Here is a 26,040-nt window from a genome sequence, read left to right as displayed (position 1 = left end):
TTTTGCTGGGAGCCCAATGTAGGAAGCAATATTAACTCACTCGCATGTTGCGCACAATGAGCTCGCTCAGGTCATAGACCATTACCTCGTTCTGCTTTTCACGGCCGGTGACGCCGTCGTTCATCATGGTCAGGCAGAAGGGGCAATTGACGGCGATTACGTCGGGGTTCAGGCTTAGGGCTTCGTCCGTGCGCTCCATATTGATGCGTTTGTCTCCGGGCTCGTCTTCCTTCCACATCTGCGCGCCGCCGGCCCCGCAGCAGAGTCCGTTCTGCCGACTGCGTTTCATTTCTACCAGCTGTCCGTCCAATGAGCGAAGCACGTCGCGCGGTGCCTCGTAGATGCCGTTGGCACGGCCCAGGTAGCAGCTGTCGTGGTAGGTGATGCGCTTACCCTTGAAGGTGCCTCCTTCGGTCATCTTGATGCGGCCTTCGTCAATGAGTTGCTGCAGCAATTGGGTGTGGTGGACGATATCGTAATGGCCACCGAGGGCCGGGTACTCGTTTTTGATGGTGTTGAAGCAGTGCGGACAGGCCGTGACCATCTTTTTCACGCCGTACATATTCAGCGTTTCGATGTTTTGCAGCGCTACCATTTGGAAGAGAAACTCATTGCCGGCCCTGCGGGCGGGGTCTCCGGTACAGGCCTCTTCGTCACCCAGGATGGCAAACTCAATACCGGCAGCAGTGAGAATTTCGGCGAAGGCGCGCGTTACCTTCTGGGCCCGATCGTCAAAAGAACCAGCACAACCAACCCAAAACAGAATCTCGGGGCTTTTGTCTTCGGCGGCGTATTCGGCCATAGTTTTAACTGTCATGGTGGCGGTTTTTTTCGTTGTTGGGTTTTTAGGTCTTTGGAATGTTGAGTACTGCCCGTCTCTGGACCTAGAGTGCTGGGACCCTGGTTTCAATCGCCTGGATTATAAGGCAGGTCTTAATGCAAAGAGTAGCTATCATTTGATTTGAGGTACACTTAAATGACGATCTCCAGCTTCTCGGCTCGAGTGAATTTTTTCAATGGTCTTGACATTAGACGTGGATCGAAGGGGTTAAAGATTCCAACCGCTTCGACCGAGGTCAATGTCTACTTTGATGAGGAGGTCCAGTCTGCCAACGCCGGGAAGTTAAATCAGACGTATCGCAGTAGCCCCTTTACCCAAACCCATGAGGTTTCCACCGCAGAACCTCCAAGAACTCTTCAACGCAAAAACTTCACAACCCAATACTCTCAACCTTCAGTCCAGGCCGTACGCGAAGTCCCGACGCTCCACGCGCGTTGCTGGTTCTCGATGCTGTTGAAGAGCGGCATCCAGTCGGCGGGTCCCTGGGCTTCGGTGAGGATCTCATGGCGGCGCATCTTGTTGATCATTTCCAGGGGATTGATGAGCACCGGACAGGCCTCAACGCAGGCGTTGCAGGTGGTACAGGCGTGAATTTCTTCGCGGGTGATGTAGTCCCAGAGGTTGCGACCGTCGTCAAAATTGGTACGGCTCAGCGCGGCTTCCTTATCGGGGGCAAATTCTTGATTACCGCTGCGAATCTTTTCGCCAATCTCCTCGGCCCGATCGCGGACGTTCATGACGATCTTGCGTGGGCTCAATTTTTTGCCGGTGATGTTGGCAGGGCAGACGGCGGTGCATCGTCCGCATTCCGTGCAGCTGTAGGCGCCCAGGACGTCAATCCAGCTCATTTCGGTCACGTCGTCAGCCCCGAATTCCGGGAGTGCGGCGTTCATATCGGGTTCGGGAGCGTTGGGATCGCCGAGTCCCATCATCGATTTCACCTCATTCATGACCTCGGGCATATTGATCATTTCGCCCCGAGGCTTAAGGCGGGCGTACCAGGTGTTGGGAAAAGCGAGGAGAATGTGCAGGTGCTTCGACTTCGGCAGGTAATTGAGAAAGACGAATACCATGATGATGTGACCCCACCAACCTACCCTCTCCAGGGTGTAGAGCGTAGAAGCTTCAAGACCACCGAAAATTACCGGACCCAAGAAGCCACTTACGGCGAAGTTGGTGGGACGGTAATGGTCGGGGTCCATGTCTTGCAGTACCACGTCGGTACCGTTCATGGTGAAGATGCAGGCCAGCAGGATCAGTTCGAAAACCAGGATCAGGTTGGCATCAAGCTTCGGCCACCCCTGCATTTCCGGCTTGTGGAAGCGGGGAATGAACAGGACGTTGCGGCGCACCAGGAAAATTACCGTAGCGACGAAGGCCAGAATACTCAGCAGTTCAATTGTACTGATGATGAAGTTGTACATGCCGCCCAGCGGTCCGAGAAACCACCGGTGAACCCCGAAAATGCCGTCAATGAAAATTTCTATGAGTTCGATCTGGGTAAACACAAAGGCGGCGTAAAGCATGAAGTGCAGGATCGCCGGAATGGGCCGCTTGAACATTTTTTTCTGGCCAAACGCTACTAACAGCATGTTCCGCCACCGCTCGCCCGTCGGACCGGTGACGGCCTCATCTTTACCCAACATAACGTTAGCGTGTACCTTTCGGAACTGAAAGTAGGCAAACCCCAGGGCCAGGAGCGCCACGAGCGCGAAGATGATCGACTGTACCATAAGGGTAAAGGTAGAATTACGGGGCGGAGCACCCAACATTTGTTAGCGAAATTTCGCTAGATGTCTTCGTCCAGTTAAGTGGGGTTTGCGCCCACAAATTAAACACAATTTGTTTGTTAAAATGAATACTTCTCCATACTTTTGGACCATCCGGCGGTGGACGGACCGCGCAGCGCGCAGTCCGATGACACCCTACCCCGCCGACGCCTCTTCAATAAAATATAGTCAGATGATCGCCCCTTTGTGGTACCGAAAGGTCAGCGGCAACTGACGGTTAACCCCTCCTCCGCTTACTTTCAGTCACTGTCGCGGAAAGGCCACCGGTGTGGGCGGTGGTTGGCGTGGAAGAAGGGGAGCTGTGCGGCGGCGGTCGGGTGGGTTCTCCCACCCACTCAGAGGAGCCGTACGTCATATCATATAGGGTGCTGACCTTCGGGAACAGACCAGAGGGGTAAAATCTCCCATTCACTTATTGACGCCTTACCTCCTACAGTGTAGATACCTATGGGTACAGATCCAAGGGGTAGTATTTCCACTCACTTTGAAGGGCCTTAAGTTCAATTTGGCGCTGACGCCATGTATACCCGCCCAAGGGCTGAAATTTCCCACAAACGACACTACGTCTTCCAGGAAGCGGACCAATCTGGAACAAAACAAATAAATAGATTCTCCCACCTACTCGGGAGAGAACCTATGTCATGTGGTGCTAATCAATTTGGCACAGTTGGAAGTACTAGGTTGACCCACCCTCTTAGAGGAGCCTTACGTCGTATAGCGTCCTGATTAAAATGGTGCACCCCCAAACGGTGGATTCTCGCAACTAAGTAAAAGATTCTCACGTCCAGTCCTCCAAGATCGGAGCATCGGTCGATTGGGAACTGTGCCCGGCTAATCAAATGGTCGAGGTGTTAGCCCCTGCACTATTCTCCTTCAACTACGCGGCCAGCGGCCGGCATTTTTCCAACACCCTAGATTTAGGTCGGCACCGTCCGTATACAATCCCTCAGCCGGCCCACAATACGAGCGATCAGCCGCTAGGCCCAGATTGACCCCTTGGCCCCTTGATCCAACGCCCCCCTGCCCCCTTGCCACCTCCCAAACCCTTTTTACCTTTGCGCCATTATGCAGCAACAGGTCAACGTTTTCAAATTCGGAGGTGCTTCACTCAGGGACGCCGACGCCATTCGCCACGTAGGTTCCATCCTCGAACGCTTCGCCGGCAAGAAGCTGGTCATCGTAGTGTCCGCCATGGGCAAGACCACGAATGCCCTGGAGGAAGTAGCCAATAGCTATTGGCAAGGCGATGCCGCCGAAGCCAAAGAAAAACTCGCCGCCATCCACTCAGGGGCCACCGCAGTGATCAATAATTTGTTTGCCGAGGTTCCCGAATCGCTGACGGCGTCCGTCAACGACCTGTTCGTTTCGGTCGAGTGGGCCCTGGACGAAGCCCCGAACGCCGAGTACGATTACGATTACGATCAGATCGTCAGCCTGGGCGAACTCGTCAGTTCGCACATCGTGGCGGCCTACCTGAACCGCATCGGGTTGCCCACCAGCTGGCTCGACGCCCGCGACGTGATCCAGACCGACAACACCTACCGCGAAGGCTGGGTAAAGTGGCCCGAAACGATGGAACGCGCCGAACGCTTGGTCCCACCCCTGTTGCAGCAGACTGATTTCGTGCTCACGCAGGGATTCATCGGCAACACCAGCGAAAACTATACCACGACCCTTGGACGTGAGGGCTCCGACTATTCCGCCGCCATCTTCAGTTACTGCCTCGACGCCGAAGCCATGAGCATCTGGAAGGACGTACCGGGTGTCCTGACCGCCGATCCACGACTATTCGACAACGTCACGAAGATCGACCGGCTCAGTTACAAGGAAGCCATCGAAATGACCTACTACGGTGCCAAGGTCATTCACCCCAAAACCATCAAACCCCTCCAAAACAAGAGTATCCCGCTCTACGTCCGTTCCTTCATCGATCCCCAACTGGAAGGGACCTACGTTACCGACGAAGCAGGCGACGTATACCCACCCATGGTAGCCGTGGAGCGTGAGCAGGCGCTGATCAACATCAGTACCCGCGACTTCAGTTTCGTGGCCGAGCACCACATCCGCGAACTGTTCGAGCACATCACCACCACGCGCCTGCAGGTCAACATGATGCAGAATACCGCCATCAGCTTCAACGTGGTGGTCAATGACATCGACGACCGGGTAGAGCGGTTCTGCGCCCTCATCGATCGCCACTTCAAGACCACGGTCGACCGCCACCTCGAACTGATCACCATCCGGCACTACACTCCGGAGATCGTCGACAGCCTGCGCCGGGGCAAGGTCAATATGCTTGAAGGACGCCTGCCGCTTACGCTGCAGATGGTCGTCAAAGACGTACCCATAATGCGCCGCAAGGAAGAAGGAGAGATCCTGCGTTAATTATTCGTAGCGCGCCAGACCGCCGGCCACTCTAACATCAGAGGGAGTGGCTGTGCCATGGGCTTGGTTATATCGCTAGTGCAGGTTGCTGGTGATCAGCTTCAGGAACTCATTGCGGGTACGCTCGGACTTGAATGCGCCCGTAAAAGCCGAGGTGGTCGTCACGCTGCTCTGTTTTTGCACGCCGCGCATCATCATGCACATGTGACGCGCTTCCATCACCACTGCTACGCCAAGCGGATTAAGGGTGGAATGAATGGCCTGCAGCACGTCGTCGGTAAGCCGTTCCTGCACCTGCAAACGGCGCGAAAACACCTCAATCACCCGGGGAATTTTGCTCAGTCCGACTATGTAACCGTCGGGGATATACGCCACGTGCGCCTTGCCGAAGAAGGGTAGCATATGGTGCTCACAGAGGGAATAAAACTCAATATCCTTGACTATGACCATCTCGGAATAGTCCTCAGCAAACATTGCCGAACGGAGAATATTCTCCGCGTTCATTTCGTAGCCCTGCGTCAGAAACTGCATGGCCTTCGCGGCCCGTACGGGCGTTTTCATTAGTCCTTCACGCGCCGGGTCTTCCCCGATATCCTGCAGGATGCGGGTGTAGTGGTCGCTGATGGTGTCGGTGGTTTCCTCATCGTATTTGAGGACTTGTTTTAGCGGCATAGATTATGGTCTTCCCGCCGGACCGTAGTAGTCGGCGTAGATATTTTCGGTCTCGTAAAGGCGGACCCGGTAAAGCTTGGATCCGGCGGCGGCCACCCGCTCTTCCAGGTGCTTCCAGATCTCGCTGGTCAGGTTCTCGGTAGTGGGTTGACGACCGTCCTTGAACCAGTCGATGTCCAGATTCAGGTTGGCGTGGTCGAGGTGATCGACGACCTCGGATTTGACAATGCCGGAAAGCACCTTGGCGTCCATAACGAATCCGGTGACGGGGTCCGGCGTACCGCACACGGTCACGCGCAGGTCGTAATTGTGCCCGTGCCAGTTGCGGTTGGCACACTTGCCGAAGACCTCGCGGTTGCGGTCATCCGGCCATTCCTCCACGGCAAGCTTGTGGGCGGAATTGAACGTTTCACGACGGGTCAAGTAATGCATGCTGGCCAATTTGGGGGTGCAAAGGTAATCAATCGTCGAGCTCCATCCGACGGAGCTTATCCAACAACAAGGCCACGCGTAGGTTGAGCGCCTTCCCGGCATCAAAGTACTGTCCGTCGATCAAAAGGTGATCGCCCCGCCGTTCCAGGGTCCGCAGCGTGGTGTACGTAGCCGCTCCGGCGGGCTGCAGGATATTCTTCCAGTAAATGGTGGCGTCGGTCACCGCAAAACCCTGTTTACCAGATCCAAAGAGGCTCTGATCATAAATAAAAAACACCCGCTCATCGCGCGTAGCTTGCAGGTAGGAAGCGGTGGCGTTCTTGAGAATCCGCGGCGGCAGGGACACGAAATCCGTGTACACTCCGTCCGCATCCTCTCCGAAGTTCAGGTAGTCCATAACCAGCTTGAACAAATCGACCTTTTTCCAATCCGCCCCCTGGTACCGCAATACCCGCTGCGCGATTTGCCCCCCGTGGACCGCCCCGGCCGTCTCCACGACAAAGTATTCGATCAACTCGGCGATCACGTTGCGCCGACGCCGGGCCGCGCGTTTTGGTCCCGGACGGGCATTTAGAAAAGTTGTAAGCCCCTGCAGCGCCACATCACGGATACGGTGAAAATTGTCCGCCTTCCAGTACACACCCAGGTATTCGGGTAGCGCATCGGCACCGAAATAGGCCGCCAGCCGTTCTCCCAGCTGATCTTCAAAGGCGCCACGCAACTCCCGGGGCGTCTCCACCGGCTCAGGTTCGGGTATTTCCCGCAGCTCCAGCGGATCGTCGATGACCGTATCCGTTTCTTCCTGTGCCACTTCTTCCGGGCGGCGGGGCGCGGGTTCCGTATCCGTCTCGTCAAAAGCAAACTCAAATGGTATCGACCCCCTACCCTTTTCCGGGTCGGTGGGTTCCTCACCTCCGAAATCAATCTCCAGTTCAATCTCCGGGTGCTTGCTGGCGTAGTTTATCGTCGGCGTGCTGGACTCAACCGGACTTTTTTTTTCGCTCGGCTCCTGCAGTTCCCTGCTTTTTTGGGCTTTGGCACGCGCTATAAAGGCCTCGAGTTCGCTTAGTTGCTGCTCGTCCAGACTGGACTGCTCCGGATCAAACAGGGGTTCCGCCGACAGTTCCTCGGTGGCCAGATTGTAGTCCGGGAGCGACTCGTAAACCGGCGCGAAGTGCGGCTCGTCGGCCTCCGTCGGAAACTCACCGTCGGTTGCGGCCACCGACGCTTCCCCCGCCCGCCGCCACAGGGGCCGATCGGGATAGACTTCACCGGCGGACTCACCCGTATCTTCAAATCCGTGCTTGCTGAAAAAGGCCAACGCGCGCTGGTTATAGGGCCGGACGGCCACCAGCAGGTCACGCTCCATCCCGGTTTTCCTGGCGGCGCGGTCCAATAGTTCCACAGCCGTTCCCGTGCCCCACTCGCTGCGCCGCACGACGAGTTGATCGATGGTTGCGGAGAACTTGCCCGCCTTCGTCACAACGATATAGCCTGCCAATCCCCGGCGCCGCTCGTCCCAGGCCGTAATCACGGTTGCTCGGGGATCGGTGAGGGCAAGCAGTACCCTGTCGCGGGCCTCGGCCACCGCACGGTCGTTCTCCGCACGCTGCTCCTCGCTCAGATCCGGAAGATCAAAGGCCGGGTAGATGGCCTGCCAGACAAAGGTGGGCAGATGGGTGAAGTCGCTTTCCCGACCAGGACGGTACTGCATAATTTAGGTTGCCGTTTTCATCGTAAACGTACTGCTAAACGGAGCGTTGCACGCGTAGTTCAGCGCCAAAGCCCGCACGCGCACAACTGATGGCGGGGCACCGCGCGGCGATTTCCCCGGCGGGTTCGTTTCACCTAATTGCCTACCTTCGCACCGTGGCCAATTCCCGCACCATACACGACAGCGCGCGCTTCGCCCTGACCATCGAGCGACTCTGCCGGCACCTCATCGAGGAGCACGGAGATTTCGCCGACAGCTGCCTTATCGGCATCCAGACCGGCGGCGTACAACTTGCCGAGCGACTCCACCAGCGCCTCCAGGAACTGGGGGTCTTACGACTGCCCTTCGGCAAACTCGACATCACCTTTTACCGCGACGACTTCCGAACCAAGGCCGGACCGCTGACCGCCCACCCCACCACCATCAACTTCCTGGTGGAGGACAAACGCGTAATCCTGGTCGACGATGTGCTGTTTAGCGGACGCACCGTGCTGAGCGCCATGACCGCCCTTAACCACTACGGGCGCCCCTCGGCGGTGGAACTTCTTGTGATGGTCGATCGCCGCTTCCGCCGCACCCTTCCGGTACAGGCCAATTACCGCGGCGTGCTGGTGGATTCTCTCACCGACGAATACGTCGACGTACAGTGGCAGGAAACCCACGGTACCGACCAAATCTTACTCCTCGGCTCCCAACGATAGCTATGGCCTCCGTTCAGCAACTCTCCACCAAACACGTCCTGGGCATCAAGTACCTCACTGCGGCCGACGTGGAGCTAGTACTGGATACCGCCCGCGAGTTCAAGGAGGTGATCAACCGGCCGATCAAGAAAGTGCCCAGTCTGCGCGACATCACCATCGCCAACCTTTTCTTCGAGAACTCCACCCGTACCCGCATCAGCTTCGAACTGGCCGAAAAGCGCCTCAGCGCCGATACCGTCAATTTCAGCGCCTCCAGTTCGTCGGTTAAGAAAGGTGAGTCGCTGCTCGACACCGTCAATAATATCCTGGCGATGAAGGTGGATATGGTCGTCATGCGCCACCCAGCTCCGGGTGCCCACCACTTTCTGGCCGGCAAGATCGACGCCAGCATCGTTAACGCGGGCGACGGTACCCACGAACACCCCACCCAGGCCCTGCTCGATGCCTACTCCATGCGCGATGCGCTGGGCACGGAACTGCGCGGCAAACGAATCTGCATATTTGGTGACATTACCCATTCCCGGGTGGCGCTATCCAATATATTTTGTCTGCAGCGTCTAGGAGCCCACGTCAGGGTTTGCGGCCCCCCAACACTTATCCCCAAGCACATCGGCAGCCTGGGGGTAGAAACGAGCTTCGACGTGCAGGAAAGCCTCCATTGGTGCGACGTGGCGAACGTACTCCGCATTCAATTGGAGCGTCAAGACACCAAGTACATTCCCAGCCTGCGGGAGTACAACCGCTACTTCGGCATTACCAAGGAAAGAATGGCGCGTCTCGACAAGCCGATCGTGATCATGCACCCCGGCCCCATCAACCGCGGGGTGGAAATCGACACCGAAGTCGCCGATTCCGAGCACAGTATCATTCTGCAGCAGGTTGAGAACGGAGTGGCGGTACGAATGGCAGTGCTTTACCTCCTGGCTGCCCGCCGCAACGAAGCATAGATGTTGTACTACCTGGTGCGGCCGGTAGCCCGTTATGTACTGTCGTATTATTACCGCAACATCGACATCACGGGCTTGGACCACATTCCCCGCGATGCGCCGGTCATCCTGGCCGCTAACCATCCGACCGCCTTTATCGAACCCTGCCTGCTGGCCTGCTTCCAGTCCCGCACCCTGCATTTCCTGGCCCGCGGCGATCTGTTCCGCAGTACGGTGGCCACCCTGGTTCTTCGCGCGCTGAACATGCTGCCCGTTTACCGGATTCAGGACGGTGGCTACGATAAACTGGTCCGTAACTACGACACCTTCGATGAGTGCTACACCGCACTAAGCCAGCACCGTGCCCTAATGATTCTGGCGGAAGGACGCTGCATTCATGAAAAACGACTGCGCCCGCTCCGCAAGGGCACGGCTCGCATCGCACTTGGTGCCCTCGATCGCGACAATACGCTGCGGGAAGTCTACATCGTCCCGGTGGGGGTAAACTTCACGGCTGCCGACCAAACCAGATCCAAAGTCATGATCCGTTGCGGCGAACCCCTCCTGGCCAGCCGCTACCTAAGTGAATACCGCAAGCAGGAAATGACGGCCATGCGGTCACTGACCGACGACCTGCGAACGGCATTGTCTACCCTGGTAGTACAATTGCCAGATGGGGTGGACGTCGCGGCTTTCGATACCGTACTGGAAACGCGGGACCACGCGGCTGCGCGGGGACAACGCGGCATTACGCACTCCGGGAAAACGCTCGATGCGGAGCTCGCCACCTCCAGCGGCGCATTGCCCGACATGGCCGGCACCCTGCGCTACGCCGCCCGATTGAAAAAACACGGGCTACGCGATGACGACGTGGCGCCACCCATGACTAGTGCCATCAAAATGCCCCTGACGGCCCTCCCCGCCGCGGTGCTCCTGCTTCCTCAGTTGCCCGGATGGCTGCTCGCGGAGACCATTGCGCTGCGCGGGCCCAAGACCGTGGAATTTTACAGTCCCGTGCGGTTCGCGGCCATTGCGGTGATCACCCTGTTGTATCTCCCGGCCGTGTTTTTCCTTCCCTGGCCGGTAGCGGTCTGGTTAATCCTTTCATTGCTGACAGTCCGATGGGCGCTACGGAAAGTTGAGGATTGGCTCGACTGGCGGGGACACCGGAAATTTATGCAGCTTTCGGTAGCGGAGCGGGAAGAACTCCAGCGGATGCGGGAGGCGCTACTCTAGCACGTCGTTGTCGAAAACGCAGACCTCCTTGAACTTGGCCTCGTGGTCCTCGACGAACTTGAGGTGTGCGGGCGAGACCTGGTAGGCATCGTGACCGGCGACGTCGTCGAACCAGAGCACGAGCGAATAATCAAAACTGTTATCAACCACTCCACGCGAAGGCGTAGCCGCCGGTTTGCCGACGAAAACGCGCCGGACGGTGGGTGAGGCGGCCAGGCTTCGCATTCCTGCCTCGAAGCTTTGCAGTTCGTCCTCACTGAGGCCTTCCTGGAGCCAGAAGTAAACGGTGTGGGCCATACCCGGCTGGGTGATTTCGGTCATGTCGGTTGATTGGGTATTCTGAGCTACGCAGCTGTTGGTCGCAAAGACGAAGAACAGCAGGCAGGGCAACAAAAGCGGTCGGTAGTTCATTGATGTAGCTTATGCGGGCAAGATAGCCCACGGCCGTAAATCTTCACCATGACCATTATTCTCATCCTGATCACCGTGCTGATCTCCTGGCAGGCCTTCAACAACCCGGAACTGCGCGGGAAGTTGATCTTTCTGCCCTCCGCCATCAAGGCACGTGGTGAGTACTACCGCTTTCTGACCCACGGCTTTATCCACGCCGACTTCCAACACCTGCTGTTCAATATGTACGCGCTGTACATCTTCGGCGGTTCGGTGGAATTCGTCTTTACCGAGTACCTCTTCGGCCCGACGATCGGTAAACTTGCTTACCTGCTCTTTTACTTGGCGGCGATCGTTGCGGCCAGTATCCCGGATTATGTCCGGCACCAGGATAACCGGATGTACGCCAGCCTGGGCGCCTCCGGCGGGGTGGCGGCGACCATCTGGCCCTACGTGATGCTTGCCCCCTGGAATTGGTTCATCTTTCCGCCCCTGCCGGCCATCCTGCTGGGTATCGGCTACATCCTGTATTCTCACTACGCCGACAAGCGGGGCCAGGGCAATATCGGCCACAACGCTCACCTTTGGGGCGCAATCTTCGGACTGATTGCCTACTCCATATTGGTGCTCGCCTTCGAGCCGGCGCTGATGTCGTACTTCCTGGAGGAATTGATGCAACCCAAGGGACCCAATTTCTAATTTGCCGTGGGTTTTTCGCGGACGGCCGCCGCGTCGTACCTTTGCCCGCCTTTAGCAAAACGTGTATAGTATGGGACTCAAGTGTGGTATCGTCGGCCTGCCGAACGTAGGGAAATCCACCCTCTTCAACGCGCTGACCTCAGCCAAGGCCCTCGCCGCCAACTACCCCTTCGCCACCAAGGATCCCAACCTGGGCGTGATCACCGTTCCCGATCCGCGCCTGGACAAGCTCGAGGAGCTGGTTAATCCGCAAAAGGTCATCCCCACCACCGTCGACATTGTCGACATTGCCGGACTCATCAAGGGGGCCAGTAAGGGGGAAGGACTCGGCAACCAGTTCCTGGGCAACATCCGCGAAACGGACGCTATTCTGCACGTGGTCCGCTGCTTTGAAGACGACAATGTCGTGCACGTCGACGGCAACGTGGATCCCGTCCGCGACAAGATGATTATCGATACCGAGCTCATCCTGAAAGACATTGAGACCGTGGAAAAGCGGGTCGAAAAGTTCCGCCGCACCGCCAAAAGCGGCGACAAGGAGGCCAAACGTATCGTCGAAGTTGGCGAAGCCCTCCTGGCCCACCTCGAAAGCGAAAAACCCGCCCGGAGCTTTGAGACCTCCGAAGAGGGTCAGGCCGTGGTCGACGACCTGATGCTACTGACCAGCAAGCCCATCCTGTACGTCTGCAACGTCGATATCGACAGCATTGACGACGGTAACGAGCACACCAAAAACTTCCGGGCCTCGGTGGCCGAGGAGAACGCCGAGGTCATCCTGATCTCCGCGGGCATCGAGGCGGATATCGCCGAACTGGAGACCCGGGAAGAACGCGCGGAATTCATCGAGGAAATGGGACTCACCGAACCGGGCGTCAACAAGGTCATCCGCGCCAGCTACGAGCTGCTGGACCTGATCACCTACTTCACCGCCGGTGAAAAGGAAGTCCGGGCCTGGACCGTCCACCGCGGCACCAAGGCACCCGGTGCGGCCGGCGTTATCCACTCCGATTTCGAGAAAGGCTTCATCCGCGCCGAGGTCATCCACTACGAGGATTTCGTGGCCTTCGGCAGCGAAGCCGGTGCCCGCGACAATGGAAAGCTAAATGTCGAAGGCAAGGAATACGTGGTACAGGACGGCGACGTGATGCACTTCCGTTTCAACGTCTGATCCGCAATCCTACTCCCGGGTTAAACCCCATTCGCTGCTTGCCGTTACGGGGTAAACCCCCACCAAACATGGCCAAGCAACTCTACCTCACCGCCCAGTTCGAACTGGAAGACGCCGACGCGTTCGCTTCCAACTTCCACGACCACGCCAAGGCAAGTCGCGCCAAACCCGGTTGCCTCTTTTTCTACCTGATCCGCGACCGCCACAATCCCGCCCGCTTCGCCACCATGGAGTGCTGGGAGGACTACAGTTATTTCGAGCAACACGTCAACGACGAGGAACACAACGCCTTTCACGCCAAGATCAGCCAGGTGTGGAAACGGGAACCCGACGTGATGGAGGCGGATTTACTTTGTGGTATGGAGTGAATTAGTTCTTTAGGCTTTTAGTGCTTTATGCTTTTAGTGCTTTAGGCTTTTAATGCTTTAGGCTTTTAGTCAGTTAGTTCTTTAGGGGGTACTATAAAACATCCCCTAAAGAACTAACTGACTAAAAAACTAACGAACTACTTTACCTTATTTACAATAGCATCCTGGTGGTCAATGCTTTCCTGGTGAATGGCGCGCAGGTAGCTGATCATAAAATCCTCGCTCAGGCCATGGTCCTTGCCGCGTTTGCTGGATTCCTTTAGTACTTCTTCCCACCGACTTTCCTGGAGGACGGCGATGTTCCGTTCCGCCTTGAATTCACCGATCTTGTCGGCGAGTTTCATGCGGCGGCCGAGCATGCCGATCAGGTCGCTGTCGATCTCGTCGATTTGCCGGCGCAGTTCGGTCAGGCGTTCCATTTCCATTTCATCGGCCGTGGGTTTGCGCAGGCGCAGTCCTTCCAGCAGTTCGCCGAAGGCGGCGGGGGTAATCTGTTGGGCGGCGTCGGACCAGGCTTCGTCCGGGCGGGGGTGTACTTCGGTCATCAATCCGTCGTAGTTCAGGTTCAGCGCTTCCTGGGCCACTTCAGCCAGGAGGTCGCGGCGACCACAGATGTGGCTGTTGTCGACCACCATCTGCAGATCGGGGAAGCGGCGCTTCATTTCAATGGCCATCTGCCAGCGCGGTACGTTACGGTAAATCGTCTCGCCGTGGTAGCTGAACCCGCGGTGGATGAGTCCGATGCGGGTGATGCCGGCCTTGTAGATCCGCTCTACGGCGCCGATCCAGAGGCCCAGGTCAGGGTTGATGGGGTTCTTGATGAGGACGGGAATATCCGTTCCGTTCAGCGCGTCGGCCACCTCCTGAACGCTGAAGGGGTTGACCGTCGTTCGGGCGCCTAACCAGACGACGTCGATACCCGCCTTCAGGCAGTCGTATACGTGACTGGCGTTCGCCACTTCGGTGGTGGTTTTCAGGCCGGTCTCTTCCTTGACCCGCTTAAGCCACGACAATCCTTCCTTGCCTACCCCCTCGAAGCTGCCGGGGCGCGTGCGGGGCTTCCAGATGCCGGAGCGAAACAGGTCTACCTGGTTCAGCTTGGCGAGGTCCTTGGCGCATTGCATGACCTGTCCTTCGGTCTCGGCGCTGCACGGGCCGGCAATTACGATACCGCGGCCGGGAGTGGGTTCGATGACCTTATTAATTTTCATTTCCATGGTAGTGATATTTAAATGGCTGATTTTTAATGCCCCGTGATGGGGTTTCTGAAGTAATGGTTCAGGTTAATATCTTGGTAATCTGGTTGGCCCGACGGATACGCTCGTGGAAGCCGTCGAAATCCCGTTTAATAAGTTGCGTACGGAATCGGGAGAGCTGCTCGATGTGCTCGTCCAGCACGTCCAGTACGTGGTCGCGGTTCTGCCGGAATATGGGCACCCACATGTCGGGCGAGCTTTTCGCCAGGCGTACCGTAGACCCGAAGCCGGAGCTGGCCAGTTCGAAAATGCGCTGTTCGTCCTTTTCCTTTTCCAGTACGGTCAGGGCCAGGGCGAAGCTGGCAATGTGAGAAATGTGGCTCACGTACGCGCAGTGGAGGTCGTGGGCCCGGCTTTCCAGATGGGTGAAGGTCATACCCGCGCTCGCAAATACGCGCTTGGCCACATCTACCGCGTCCGGGTCGCTGTCGTGAGCGTCGACCAACACGCAGGTCTTACCCGTGAAGAGGTTGGGTACCGCGGCCTCCGGACCACTGAATTCCGTGCCGGCCATGGGATGACAGGCCACGAAACGCCCCCGGTTGGGGTGGCCCTTGACGCGGGTAAGCAGCGTTTCTTTCGTGGAGCCCACGTCGAGCAGGGTCTGGTGAGGTCGGACGATGTCCAGCAGCCGTGGGAGCAGTTCCAGCATCGCGTCCATGGGCGTGGCCAGCACGATCACGTCGCAGCGCGGAACACCCTCTTCCAGGGGCACGTCCTCGTCAATCAGCCGGCGGCGCACCGCCTTGTCGAGATTGTCCTGGCTGGCGTCCATGCCAATCACGCGTACGCCCATCCCGCTCTCTTTCAGGCTGATGGCCAGCGATCCTCCGATGAGTCCAATTCCGATGATACCTACGATCATTGCGGCTGGGATTGATGGGGTACCCGCGCGCCGCCGCCCAGACGGGAGAGGGCCTCCTCAAGTACCGGAATGGGGCTGCACAGGCTGATGCGGACGTAATCATTGCCGGCCGGACCGAAAATGCCGCCCGGCGTGATGAATACATCCTTTTCGTAGAGGGCGCGGTCGCAGGTGCCGTAGCCGTCGGTGCCGCCGGGGCAGCGGGCCCAGACGAACAGTCCTACCTGATCGCGCCGGTAGTGGCAGTCCAGCGCGTCCATAATGCGGTAGGCCACCTCGCGCCGCTTACGGTATTCCGCGTTCAGGGCCGCGTACCATTCACTGCCGAGCCCTAGTGCTACGGTGGCGGCGCGCTGCACGGGAAGGAACATGCCACTGTCCATGTTGGACTTGAAGCGGAGGACGGTCTGCAGGTACGGCTCGGCTCCGGCCAGCACGCCCACTCGCCAACCGGCCATGTTCTGGGCCTTACTCAGGCTGGAAAGCTCCAGCGCTACCTCACGCGCGCCCGGCACCGAGAGAATGCTCTGTACCGAATCGGTCAGGATAAAGGCGTACGGGTTGTCGTTGACCAGCAGGATACGGTTGCGGCGGGCAAATTCGATTAGCCGGTGAAAGAAGCCCGCGGGCGCAGCCGCCCCGGTGGGCATGTGGGGGTAGTTGATCCACATGATCTTGACCTTATCCAGCCCTTCGTTTTCCAATGCTTCCAGGTCTGGCAGCCAGCCACCTGAGTCCGTTAATGCGTAGCCGCGCACTACCCCACCCGCCAGTTCGGTGGCCGAGCGGTAGGTTGGGTAGCCGGGATCGGGGACCAGCACCTCATCGCCGGGATTGAGGAACGACATACTGATATGCATGATGCCTTCCTTGCTGCCCATCAGGGGTAATAATTCGCAGGTGGGATCCAGGTCTACCCCGAAATAAGTAGCGTACCACCGGGCAAAGGCTTCCCGCAGTTCGGGCCGCCCGGTGTAAGGCTGATAGCCGTGGCTATCGGGCTGGCGGGCGCTTTCGGTCAGTGCTTCAAGGACTTCCGGTGCCGGGGGAAGATCGGGACTGCCGATCCCCAGGTTGAGGATAGCGTGGCCACGCGAACGGAGTTCGGCAATCTCCCGCAATTTCATGCTGAAGTAGTACTCCTGGGTTTCCCCGAGCCGGTCGCTGTCCGGCAGAATGGGTAAGAAGGTCGTTTGGGGGGTCATAATCACATTCAGGGTTTTTCGCCGGAGGAGTAGATGCCCAGGATGCGCAGTTCCTGGGTGATGGGACGAATGCCGGCGAGGGCCTCGTTCAGGGTGATGCTGCCGTTAAGGAGGAAGTCGACGTAAAAACGATATTGCCAGGGCCGGCCTACGATCGGGGTGCTCTGGATCTTGGTCAGGTTGATCTTGTAGGCGTCCAGCACCATCAGTACCCGCGACAGGCTTCCGGCTTCGTGGCTGACCGAGAAACTCATGCTCACCTTGTCGCCGTCGTCGCCGCTGACGTCGCGCCCGCGTTCGAGCACCAGGAAGCGGGTATGGTTTAGTTTGTTGGTTTCGATGCCCTGGGCCAGAATGTCCAAACCGTACAGTTCCGCCGCAAGGGTGTGGGCTACGGCACCGCGCGTTCGGTCCTGGCTTTCCTTGACGTGGCGAGCGCTCAGGGCCGTATCGGCGGATTCTACCAGCTTGATTCGGGGCCAGGCCTTGAAGAATTCCCGGACCTGCATCAGGGCGATGGGATGGGAGTAAACTTCCCGCAGCTCCTCGATATGTACGCCGGGCAGGGCCATCAGGTTTTGGCGGATGCGAAGGTAGACCTCTCCAGTGATGCGCAGTTCCGAACGTTGCAGCAGGTCGTAATTCTCCATCAGGCTGCCGGCGAGGGTATTCTCGATGGCCATGAGCGCTACGTCGCTTTGTTGGTGCTCCACTTGGTGCACCACCTCGGAAAAGGTGTGCCCGGGCACGGTGACCACTTCCCGGTCGTGGAAATGCATACGCGCGGCGGCTTCGTGGAAGGCGCCCGCGTAGCCTTGAATGCTGACGCGGATTTGCCGCAGGGCGGTAGTTGGTTGCATAGGCTGCTGAAATAAAAAAAGCGGCTCCCGGATGTGGGGGACCGCCATTGCTGTAACTTTCCTTTGGTACGTTCAGCTGCCCCCTACTCGCGTAGGCAGTAAAAGCTAAACCAGAAATAGAAAGTGTTTTTTGTCATCGTGCCACAAACCTACGGCCTTGTTTTTGAAACACAAAATGTTGTTCTGGCAACTACGCCGAATTGATGGGCGCTCAACCATAGCTTCGCCCGCTCGTTACTAATTGACCCGGTACGCGATTCAACTCCCGGGCTCTAACTTTACCGTATGGATACTTTGATTACCGTTGGGCAGCTGGTCCTGAGCCTTTCAATTTTGATCGTGCTCCACGAATTCGGCCACTTCCTTCCGGCGCGGCTTTTCGGTACGCGGGTTGAAAAATTCTACCTGTTTTTCGACCCGGGTTTCAGCCTGTTCAAGAAACAGATCGGCGAGACCGAGTACGGTATCGGCTGGCTCCCCCTGGGCGGCTACGTGAAGATCAGCGGCATGATTGACGAGAGCTTCGATACCGAACAGATGGAACAGGAGCCGCAGCCGTGGGAATTCAGGGCCAAGCCGGCCTGGCAGCGCCTGATCATTATGCTCGGCGGCGTGACGGTAAACTTCTTCCTGGGCTTTTTCATCTACGCCATGGTCCTCTTCGGCTACGGCGAGGAATACTTTCCGGCGGAGAACATCACCGCTGGCATCGCCGCCGATAGCCTGGGACGCGAGATCGGTCTGGAAAGCGGCGACCACATCCTGCGGGTTGGCAATGTGCCCTTCGAGCGTTTCAACGACCGCATCGTCCTCCGGGAAATAGCCATTAATAATGCCCGGAACATCGACGTCAACCGTAACGGTCAGGAAGTAGCGGTAGAGGTCGACCCCAAGTGGACCGACCTGCTCACGCGGTACGAAAACAAGAACGCCCGCCTGTTCACCATGCGCATGCCGCTGGTGGTGGCCGACGTAGCACCGGGCGGTCCCGCCGAGGAAGCCGGACTGCAGAAAGAAGACCGGGTAGTAAGCGTCGACGGCACCCCTACCCCGTATTTTGACCAGGTCACCGAGGTGATCCGGCAAAAGAAAGGTCAGACCATCACCCTTGGTATACAGCCTAAGGAAAGCGAGCAAGTCAATGAAGTACCGCTGACGCTATCCGAAGAAGGCATGATCGGCGTAGCGGTAGCGCCCCCCAACTATTTCTACGACACGGAGCGGCAGGAGTACGGCTTTCTGGAGTCTATTCCCGCCGGCGTCAATCAGGGCGTCAACTTCCTCGGCGATCAGTTCAAGGCCTTTGGCCAGATGTTTGCCGGTAAGATCAAGGTCACCGAAAGCCTCGGCGGTTTTGCCAGCATTGGCTCCATGTTTGGTAACACATGGAACTGGGAACGCTTCTGGTATATGACCGCTTCCCTTTCCCTGATCCTGGCCTTCATGAACCTGCTGCCTATCCCCGCACTCGACGGCGGCCACGTTATGTTCCTTTTATATGAGGTAGTGACCGGGCGGAAACCGAGCGACAAATTCATGGAGCGCGCCACCATGGTCGGATTCGTGATCGTACTGGGTCTGGTGGTACTCGCCAACGGACTAGACATCTGGCGCTGGATCAATAACTAATGACGGACTATTTCAGCTTTTTCGATTTACGCCCCTCCCCGACGGTGGATCAGGCGGCACTGAAGCGTAAGTTTTACGCCTTCTCCAAGCAATTCCACCCGGACTTCCACACGCTGGAAGACGATGCCGCTCAGCAAGAAGTCTTGGAGAAAAGCACCCTCAACAACCAGGGCTACAAGGTACTCGCCGACGACGATCTGCGCCTTAAGCACCTCCTCGAGATCAAAAACGTACTGGGTGAGGAAGGCAGCAACCAGGTCCCCCAGGATTTTCTCATGGAAATCATGGAGGTGAATGAAGCCCTGATGGAACTCGAGTTTGAGGACGACCCCAGCGTGCGGCAAAAGGTGGCCGGACTGATCGACCAACTGGAGGCCGACCTCGACCGCGACGTTGAAAGCATCATCGAGCACTACGACGACGACCGGGTAACCCAGGAGGAGCTCGACCAATTGAAAGACTACTACCTGAAGCGGCGGTATTTGCTTCGCCTGCGCGAAAAGATTTAACCCATGTTAATTTTACTCTCTCCGGCCAAGACGCTGGATATGTCCCCCGCCGAAGCGGGAGGCACCCTACCCCGTATGCTTGCGGACACCCACCAACTCGTAGACCACCTGCAGCAACAATCGGTCTCGGAACTGGGTGAGTTGATGTCGATCAGTGAAAAGTTGGCCGAGCTGAATTACGAAAGATATCAGTCCTTCGAAACCGACAAGCCCGCGGGAAAGGCCGCCTTGCTGGCCTTCAAGGGGGACGTATACCAAGACCTGGAAGCGGACGACTTCACCGAACGTGAATTTGCCTTCGCCGAACGGCAGATCCGCATCCTTTCCGGACTATACGGGCTCCTGCGCCCCAGCGATCTGATGCAACCCTACCGCCTGGAAATGGGTACCCGCCTGGCCAATGACCGAGGCAATAGCCTTTATGCATTCTGGGACCACCGGATCACAGACCTGCTTAATGAGGACCTGGCGGAGGATGGAACCGGTCTGGTGCTGAACCTGGCAAGTAAGGAGTACTTCCGCAGTATACAGGAGGATAGATTAAACGGCCGGATCCTCAACATTCACTTCAAGGAGAACCGACAGGGGAGTTATCGCATCATACCCTTCAATGCGAAAAAGGCGCGGGGCCGAATGGCTCGCCTGATAACCCTTGAGGGTATCCGCACGGCTGAACCCTTGCGGGAACTTGTCGTGAACGACTATGTTTTCCGGGAGGATTTAAGTGAAGAAAACGACTGGGTGTACGTCCGCGACTAATCCGCGATCTCTTCCCAATAGGCCAGCAGCTGCCGCGCACGTTGGGCGGTTGTGTGCGTGGAAAGGACCCGCTCACGCGCGTTTGCGCCAACCTTCCGTTTGGTAGCCTCATCCGTACCGTACAGCACGTCGAGCACCTCATGGTGGTCATGCACGCAAAAGATATCGCGGTTGTGCTCGAAAAATTCATCCAACCCCGTCCAGGCATCGGAGAGAATCGGCACTCCGCAGGCAGCGGCCGCCAGCAATTGCACCGTTGGGGTATACCCGAAGCGCCTGCGGTTGCTTTGCCCAATGATGAGGGTACAGGATTGCCGGTTGTAGAAGTCTACGCGGTTGGTTTCCGGAAGGTGCTCCAGGTAAGTAAGGTTATCCGGTACCACGATATCCGCGGGGTAGCCTTCCCCGGCCAGGGCGAAACGCCTATTGGGCGTCATTGCGGCGGGTTTCAGCAGCAGGTCGTCCAGGAGCGTGCTACGTTCCGCCTTGTAGGTTCCAATAAAGCCCAGATCGTAGGTCTTTTCGATGTCCATCCGGTAAAAGGCGAAAGGATCGATGCTCTCGTAAAGGGGCCGCACATTGCGCACGGCGTAGTCCGCGCACAGCCGCTGCAGGGCCGGCCCACCAGTGGTCGACAAGTACATATTGAAGGCCGTCACCGACGCAGGGGAAAGGCACAACGGGCAGGTCGAATTCGCGTCCAGGCTGTTTAGCGTCCGGCTCAGGTCGGTATCGTAATACAGCTTGATGCCGCGGGCCTCGTTGGCAATCCACTGCGCGATGCGGTCCGCCCCCGGCACGCCGGAACCCAGCATGACCAGATCGGCCGATGCGATGGCGGGCAGGTATTCCCGCAGCAGAACTTCAATGCTTTCGTAGGACCACACCTCGCAATAGGGCGACTTGAACATGTCGCGGGGCGCACGAGCCTGACGGTCCAGGGGCTCGAGGTAGGTGGTCCGGTGACCGTAATGGGAAAGCTCATTGATCAGCCCACGGTACAACTGCGCCGTCGGGTTAACGTGGCTGCTCAGTATTGACCGGCCAATGATGACCAAATCAAGGGTCTGTTCGGACAAATTCACCGCACCAAGGTACGCATGCGCCCCAGGTGCACCCTAATTCCTGGCGTTAGTATTCCCTTAAAACTGTCAGCCAAGTGTCGCAATCGGCCATACCGCAAGCTATGGTCACCCGCTCGCGCCTAGGTCGTCGCTATTGGTCACTGGTGGCGACGACATCCGATGTCACTGGGATGGAGCAGCCTGTTGCGAGCGTATTTGGACCAGGGTTATGGGTTTGCCGGCCTAACCCATCCAGTTGGAACGATCGCATCCCATAAACTCGTTTCCTTATCTGATCATCACGCCCACGGCCTGGCGGCGCCAATGGTTACCATCCTTCACGGTCACCAGGCAAATGAAGTACTCCCCTGCCCCGGTCCGCCCGGCAAAGTCACCGGTAGGGATCTGCAGACGTTGCTGCCCCCCGGAAGCGATCCGGCCCTCCTGCCGGAACCGTTCACGGCCCAGCAGATCGATGATCCTCACCTCAACCAGTCCGCTTACTTCCGCGGGTAATGTAATGTTGAGCACGCCGGTGCTGTTCGGATTCGGAAAAACCGACACGCCGGACAGGGAGGTGATGATCGACCGGACCGGATCGGTCATACCCGAACAATCAAAGGTGTCCAGACGCAGATCAACCACCCGATCGAAGAGCAGGCGGTGACCGGCATCGTTCAGGTGGATGCCGTCACCACTGTCGAGGCTGTCCAAGATGAATCCGTTCCCGTCGGCCACGCCCGTCCAGAAATCAATCGCCCGATCGCCGTAAATCGCGAACAACGAATCCCGTACCTCCCGCTGCAGTTCCACCTGAGAGGTGTTGGTAAAATTACGGGGTTGGGTAGTGGCTACCCATACTTCTACCCCCGCCTCGCGTGCCATGGTTATCACTGCAGCAAAATTTTCCAGTTGGTCTTCGACGGGGAAGTTATTGGCCGCGTCGTTGGAAGGCATGTTGATGATCACCGCAAAAGGATCGTATTCCAGGGCCCGGGTGATGTTCCGTGTCGGGTCCGGAGTAATGTTGACCCCGGCCGGAACGTCCGCGCCCGTGGGCAGGATATGGTAGGTGGTGTACCCCCCGCGGGCCAGGTTGACCACTTCGTAGCGGGTGTCGTCGGACAGGTAGTCTGCGTACCGGTTCACCCACGCGCTGTCGGGGTTTGAGGCACCGGTACCTTCGGCCGTGGAGGAGCCAAGGACGACGATTGTACAGCTGGTGGTGTCGGAGGAAATTTCAAAGACCGAATCGCTGACGTCGAAAAGACTGTCGGCCAGGATCCGTACCAGGGCGGAGTCGGTCGGCGTGGCCGGTACCGTCCAGGAATACGACCGGTCAAAAGCCGGTACGGTATCGATGGTCGTCCAATCTTGTCCGTTGTTGATCGAATATTCAAGGACGACATCCGTAAGGTTCTGTGACTCCCAGGTGATGGAGGGGGTTTTGCCCGCCTGCCAGAATTCGCCGCCGTTCGGGGCGGTCAGCTTCAGGGTGGTCTCTCCCGCCGCGTCTTCGTTGGCGTAGGTTAGCCGCAGGACACCGAGGTAGTAGAACTTGGAACCGTTTGTATTATTAGGACCGGGCCCGACGTCGATGCGGAGGGTGCCTTCAGCCGAGGGCTGGAGGGTCGCAACGGCGATACTGTCGGCGTTGGACGCAACGTCAAGATAGACCGAGTCCCTGGTTGCTCCGGTGACGATGTATTGCGTTTCGCGGTTGTCGCTCGCGCTGCGGGAGGCGAAGAGCTCGACGCTGTAGGTTTTTTCCGGGTTCAGTCCGGTGAGTTCCAGCCCGGCGGTGGGTTCGGTGCGGCCGCCGAATTCCGAAACGTTACCGAAAAAGCTGTCTCCGGTGGCGGAAGCGACCAGGTCGAGATCGGAATTTGGATTGAGCGTCCCGTTGGTATTGATGTTATTGAAGCGGTCGTAAATGTTGAGTCCGTAGCCCGTTTGAAAGCCACTGGAGTTCTGCAGGTCGGCAATGGACCCGGCATCCGGGTCGGTGATGTTGTTCCAGGGTGCGGGACTGGTCGAACTGCCCCCGAAGTCCACGAGTACCGTATCCAATTCATCGGGCCCGGTAGGAGGCGGCGGCGGTGGGGGCGGCGTGTCCTCCTGATCGTAGCTCACGATGACTGCACCGAGATAGTAGAAACCGGTCGGGTTGTCGTTATTGGGCCCTGGACCCGCTTGCAGGCGGATGGTCCCGTCGGCGGCGGGGACCTGCGTGATCCGTACCACCCCACTTTCATTGTTTGCCGCATCCAGGTATACGGTTTCGGTGGATTCCCCTTCCAGGACATAGGCTGCTTCCCGGTTATCGTTCGCCCCGTTACGGGAGGCGAAGATGGTAAGGGTATATTCCTTGTCGGTGCGCAATCCGCTTAGCGTTACGGCACCGGTGGGCTCCGTCGATCCTCCAAACTCCCCGGTATTTCCGAAAAAGCTGTCCCCGGTGGCCGAAGCCGGCAATCCGAGTTCTGGGTCGGCATCCTGCGTACCCGCCGTATTGACCCCCGTAAAGGCATCGGTTACGGAGATGGAATAAGACGTCGGCAGCGAACGACTGTTGGTCAGGGATGCGATACTCCCACCCGCGAAATCCGGGAGGTTGTTCCAGGGCAGCGCGGAGGGCACGGTACCGAAGTCGATCAACAGGCTGTCTCGGGCCTGCGTAAAACCTTGCTGCGGCAGCAGGGTGCCCAGTAACAACAGGTAAAGGGTAACTAACGGGGTAGGTGTGGGTGACATAGTGCGCGTGGTTTAACAACAACTTCGAGGTAAAGAAAACCCAATATTTCTAGTTTGGGAAATTGATTTACGGTTTTCACCAATATGTTGCTTTTCGTCACACAGCCATTTATTGCCTTTCCTTGCGTTCCCCGGTCAGCGCCGCCACGAAGGCGTCGAGCGTAGGGCGCGTGATGCTCCAGTCGGGCGGCTTGATATCCCCCCAGGCTTTTGGTGTATCCGACATATTGAAGTAGTTGATGCCCACTATCCGGTAGTCGTCCCTGAGTGTTTTGGCCGCGCCGAGCATCCAGTCCGTCTGGTAATCCTCCGGGCCCTTGACGCCAAACTCCGTAATGAAGACCGGCTTGCCTACGAAGCGCATGCGCCACATCTTGCGGTTGAATACCGTAGCGAACTGCTCCTGCTGTTTGGGGTCGGTGATATTCTTGTCGGGCAGGCCGTAGATGGCAATACTGATGTAGTCCACGAAATCGTCGCCCGGATACCACTCCAGCGAACCTCGGTCGCCGGCCGGGCCCCACACCCGCCGGATGTTTGCGGGGAGGCGGTCGGGGTTCATCACGTAGCGGAACGAGCGGATGTAGGTGTGGGGGTCCTGGCTTTGCCAGGGGTACCGGTGAATAGGGATCTCCATTTCGTGGGCGTAGCGGAAGTACACCGGCCCGGAAGCGGAGCCCAGGGTGGTATATAGCCGTTCCAAAATCGAATCGTACTTGCCTTCCACCATGGTTTCCAGCACATTGGAGTCTCGTACCTCGTCCGGTGCATGAAAGGGCTCGAAGCTTACGATGGCCACGTGTCCACGCGCGTCCACGGCCCGGAACAGGGAATCAAATTTACCTGAGTCGATAGATTGAAAATCGGTAAAGAGATGCTCGGCGGAAATGCTTTCGTTGTCGAGCAAGCGGCCGTCCGGATCGTACAGGCCGAAAGTGAAGGCCTCCTCACGGTACCGTTTGCGGTTCGCCGTCACGGCGTCGAGCGATGGTTGCTTTCCGTAGGTGCCTTCCGGGGCCTGCCGCAGCTTTTGGATTACGCGGTTCAGGTCCGGCAGTGCCCCCTTGGCTTCCGGGGGCAGGATAACGTAAATCGGAACCGAAAGGAAGCGCAGCCGGTGGAGTCGGCGATACAGGTCGGTGTCCGGAGGCAGGTCACGCGGATAGGCAGTCAATTGGCCCTCCCCCGAATACCGGTAGGTCACCGACGCCGCATCAACCACGTCGTCACCGGGGTAAAATTCCAGGGCGCCGGGATAGCCGGCCGGAGACCACATGCGCACGGCCGCGGGGGCCTCCTGTGCACTCAGGCGGGCAAAACGGCGGTAAGCATCGATGTAGACCGAGGGGTACTGCTGCCAGGGGTACTGGTCAACCGGCACTTCCATTTCCGGATTGAACCGCAGGTAAATGCCTTCCCCCTTTTCCGGCAGCAATCGAAAAAACCGGGTGAAGATGTCGTCGTACCTGCCCGCGTTTACGTCTACCAGCGGATTGTTGTCGTAGGCCCGGCTCCCCGAACTCCAGGTCTGTACGGTGATCATCACCGGGCGCTCGTCCCGCAGTGCCTCGAGCAAAGCTTCGTCCTCCAGCCAACCGCTCTGGTAGTTCAGGTCCAGTATGTAGTGGGTGAACCGCGGGGGTATTTCCGCTTCCGGTGATTCATCGAGGACGTACCGCCCGATCACCTCCACCTCGGGAGCCGGGTAAAGTGCGGTGCTGCGCTGGAAGATGGAATCAAGCATCCACCCGAAAGTGGGGGCCAGGAGGTACAGCAGGATACCGACCGCCGCAATGGCGAGCATGGTATACCGCCAA

23 protein-coding genes are annotated in these 26,040 nt (G+C 58.0%); 10 read left to right on the top strand and 13 right to left on the bottom strand.

Annotated features, from left to right (window positions below; all coding sequences use genetic code 11):
- Window positions 1-31 precede the first annotated feature (31 nt).
- Window positions 32-817, bottom strand: coding sequence for a (Fe-S)-binding protein (locus E4021_RS00920; protein WP_136456017.1), 786 nt, complete (start codon window positions 815-817; stop codon window positions 32-34).
- 410 nt (window positions 818-1,227) lie between these two features.
- Window positions 1,228-2,574: a (Fe-S)-binding protein gene (locus E4021_RS00915; RefSeq protein WP_136456016.1), complete on the bottom strand. Its 1,347-nt coding sequence runs from the start codon at window positions 2,572-2,574 to the stop codon at window positions 1,228-1,230.
- 1,122 nt (window positions 2,575-3,696) lie between these two features.
- Between E4021_RS00915 and E4021_RS00910 the strand changes: the two genes are divergently transcribed.
- Entirely contained in the window at window positions 3,697-5,016 is a 1,320-nt protein-coding gene (locus E4021_RS00910) for an aspartate kinase (protein ID WP_136456015.1), read from the top strand.
- Between the two features lie 75 nt (window positions 5,017-5,091).
- Here the strand turns inward: E4021_RS00910 and folE are convergent, their stop codons facing one another.
- Genes folE through E4021_RS00895 form a run of 3 tightly spaced genes read right to left on the bottom strand, consistent with a single transcriptional unit; the run spans window position 5,092 to window position 7,834 of the window.
- Entirely contained in the window at window positions 5,092-5,688 is a 597-nt protein-coding gene (gene folE, locus E4021_RS00905) for a GTP cyclohydrolase I FolE (RefSeq protein ID WP_136456014.1), read from the bottom strand.
- Between the two features lie 3 nt (window positions 5,689-5,691).
- Window positions 5,692-6,120, bottom strand: coding sequence for a 6-pyruvoyl trahydropterin synthase family protein (locus tag E4021_RS00900; RefSeq protein WP_136456013.1), 429 nt, complete (start codon window positions 6,118-6,120; stop codon window positions 5,692-5,694).
- Between the two features lie 28 nt (window positions 6,121-6,148).
- Complete coding sequence (locus tag E4021_RS00895) at window positions 6,149-7,834, bottom strand: GNAT family N-acetyltransferase (protein WP_136456012.1); 1,686 nt, start codon at window positions 7,832-7,834, stop codon at window positions 6,149-6,151.
- A 155-nt stretch (window positions 7,835-7,989) separates the two neighbouring features.
- Between E4021_RS00895 and pyrR the strand changes: the two genes are divergently transcribed.
- The 3 genes from pyrR to E4021_RS00880 are packed head-to-tail and all read left to right on the top strand — an operon-like array spanning window position 7,990 to window position 10,697.
- Entirely contained in the window at window positions 7,990-8,535 is a 546-nt protein-coding gene (gene pyrR / locus E4021_RS00890) for a bifunctional pyr operon transcriptional regulator/uracil phosphoribosyltransferase PyrR (RefSeq protein WP_246050188.1), read from the top strand.
- Window positions 8,536-8,537: 2 nt separating this feature from the next.
- Window positions 8,538-9,482 carry an aspartate carbamoyltransferase catalytic subunit gene (locus E4021_RS00885; protein ID WP_136456010.1) on the top strand — a complete coding sequence of 315 codons (945 nt, stop codon included), beginning with the start codon at window positions 8,538-8,540 and terminating at the stop codon, window positions 9,480-9,482.
- Window positions 9,483-10,697: a 1-acyl-sn-glycerol-3-phosphate acyltransferase gene (locus tag E4021_RS00880; protein ID WP_136456009.1), complete on the top strand. Its 1,215-nt coding sequence runs from the start codon at window positions 9,483-9,485 to the stop codon at window positions 10,695-10,697. It begins immediately after the preceding gene.
- On the opposite strand, the gene E4021_RS00875 is transcribed toward E4021_RS00880, so the two are convergent.
- Window positions 10,689-11,108 (bottom strand): Dabb family protein, encoded by a 420-nt coding sequence (locus E4021_RS00875; RefSeq protein WP_136456008.1) that lies wholly within the window; start codon window positions 11,106-11,108, stop codon window positions 10,689-10,691. The genes E4021_RS00880 and E4021_RS00875 overlap by 9 nt on opposite strands.
- 48 nt (window positions 11,109-11,156) lie before the next feature.
- On the opposite strand from E4021_RS00875, the gene E4021_RS00870 reads away from it, so the two are divergent.
- From E4021_RS00870 to E4021_RS00860, 3 genes are all read left to right on the top strand, one after another.
- A complete protein-coding gene (locus tag E4021_RS00870) occupies window positions 11,157-11,786 on the top strand; it encodes a rhomboid family intramembrane serine protease (RefSeq protein ID WP_136456007.1) in 630 nt (209 codons plus the stop codon).
- Window positions 11,787-11,856: 70 nt separating this feature from the next.
- Entirely contained in the window at window positions 11,857-12,954 is a 1,098-nt protein-coding gene (gene ychF / locus E4021_RS00865) for a redox-regulated ATPase YchF (protein ID WP_136456006.1), read from the top strand.
- A gap of 68 nt (window positions 12,955-13,022) precedes the next feature.
- Complete coding sequence (locus E4021_RS00860; protein WP_136456005.1) at window positions 13,023-13,322, top strand: putative quinol monooxygenase; 300 nt, start codon at window positions 13,023-13,025, stop codon at window positions 13,320-13,322.
- Window positions 13,323-13,459: 137 nt separating this feature from the next.
- On the opposite strand, the gene E4021_RS00855 is transcribed toward E4021_RS00860, so the two are convergent.
- The 4 genes from E4021_RS00855 to E4021_RS00840 all read right to left on the bottom strand — a co-directional run bounded on the left by E4021_RS00855 (window position 13,460) and on the right by E4021_RS00840 (window position 17,508).
- Complete coding sequence (locus tag E4021_RS00855; protein ID WP_136456004.1) at window positions 13,460-14,539, bottom strand: chorismate mutase; 1,080 nt, start codon at window positions 14,537-14,539, stop codon at window positions 13,460-13,462.
- 61 nt (window positions 14,540-14,600) lie between these two features.
- Complete coding sequence (locus tag E4021_RS00850; protein WP_136456003.1) at window positions 14,601-15,443, bottom strand: prephenate dehydrogenase; 843 nt, start codon at window positions 15,441-15,443, stop codon at window positions 14,601-14,603.
- A complete protein-coding gene (locus tag E4021_RS00845) occupies window positions 15,440-16,648 on the bottom strand; it encodes a pyridoxal phosphate-dependent aminotransferase (protein ID WP_211096940.1) in 1,209 nt (402 codons plus the stop codon). The genes E4021_RS00850 and E4021_RS00845 overlap by 4 nt, the downstream gene beginning before the upstream one ends.
- An 8-nt stretch (window positions 16,649-16,656) precedes the next feature.
- Window positions 16,657-17,508, bottom strand: coding sequence for a prephenate dehydratase (locus E4021_RS00840; RefSeq protein ID WP_136456002.1), 852 nt, complete (start codon window positions 17,506-17,508; stop codon window positions 16,657-16,659).
- Window positions 17,509-17,793: 285 nt separating this feature from the next.
- Between E4021_RS00840 and rseP the strand changes: the two genes are divergently transcribed.
- The 3 genes from rseP to yaaA are packed head-to-tail and all read left to right on the top strand — an operon-like array spanning window position 17,794 to window position 20,405.
- A complete protein-coding gene (gene rseP / locus E4021_RS00835) occupies window positions 17,794-19,137 on the top strand; it encodes an RIP metalloprotease RseP (RefSeq protein WP_136456001.1) in 1,344 nt (447 codons plus the stop codon).
- Window positions 19,137-19,646 (top strand): iron-sulfur cluster co-chaperone HscB C-terminal domain-containing protein, encoded by a 510-nt coding sequence (locus E4021_RS00830; protein WP_136456000.1) that lies wholly within the window; start codon window positions 19,137-19,139, stop codon window positions 19,644-19,646. The genes rseP and E4021_RS00830 overlap by 1 nt, the downstream gene beginning before the upstream one ends.
- Before the next feature lie 3 nt (window positions 19,647-19,649).
- A complete protein-coding gene (gene yaaA, locus E4021_RS00825) occupies window positions 19,650-20,405 on the top strand; it encodes a peroxide stress protein YaaA (protein WP_136455999.1) in 756 nt (251 codons plus the stop codon).
- On the opposite strand, the gene E4021_RS00820 is transcribed toward yaaA, so the two are convergent.
- The 3 genes from E4021_RS00820 to E4021_RS00810 all read right to left on the bottom strand — a co-directional run bounded on the left by E4021_RS00820 (window position 20,402) and on the right by E4021_RS00810 (window position 26,027).
- Entirely contained in the window at window positions 20,402-21,490 is a 1,089-nt protein-coding gene (locus E4021_RS00820; RefSeq protein ID WP_136455998.1) for a CgeB family protein, read from the bottom strand. The two genes, yaaA and E4021_RS00820, sit on opposite strands and share 4 nt — an antisense overlap.
- A 267-nt stretch (window positions 21,491-21,757) precedes the next feature.
- Complete coding sequence (locus tag E4021_RS00815; protein WP_136455997.1) at window positions 21,758-24,223, bottom strand: GDSL-type esterase/lipase family protein; 2,466 nt, start codon at window positions 24,221-24,223, stop codon at window positions 21,758-21,760.
- 109 nt (window positions 24,224-24,332) lie between these two features.
- Window positions 24,333-26,027 carry a glycosyl hydrolase gene (locus E4021_RS00810; RefSeq protein WP_136455996.1) on the bottom strand — a complete coding sequence of 565 codons (1,695 nt, stop codon included), beginning with the start codon at window positions 26,025-26,027 and terminating at the stop codon, window positions 24,333-24,335.
- Window positions 26,028-26,040: the final 13 nt, after the last annotated feature.

It is taken from the genome of Neolewinella litorea, assembly GCF_004803465.1.
GTDB classification, from domain to species: domain Bacteria; phylum Bacteroidota; class Bacteroidia; order Chitinophagales; family Saprospiraceae; genus Neolewinella; species Neolewinella litorea.
The sequence above is the reverse complement of the archived record's forward strand: the minus strand, read 5'-3'. Positions and strand labels throughout refer to the sequence as shown.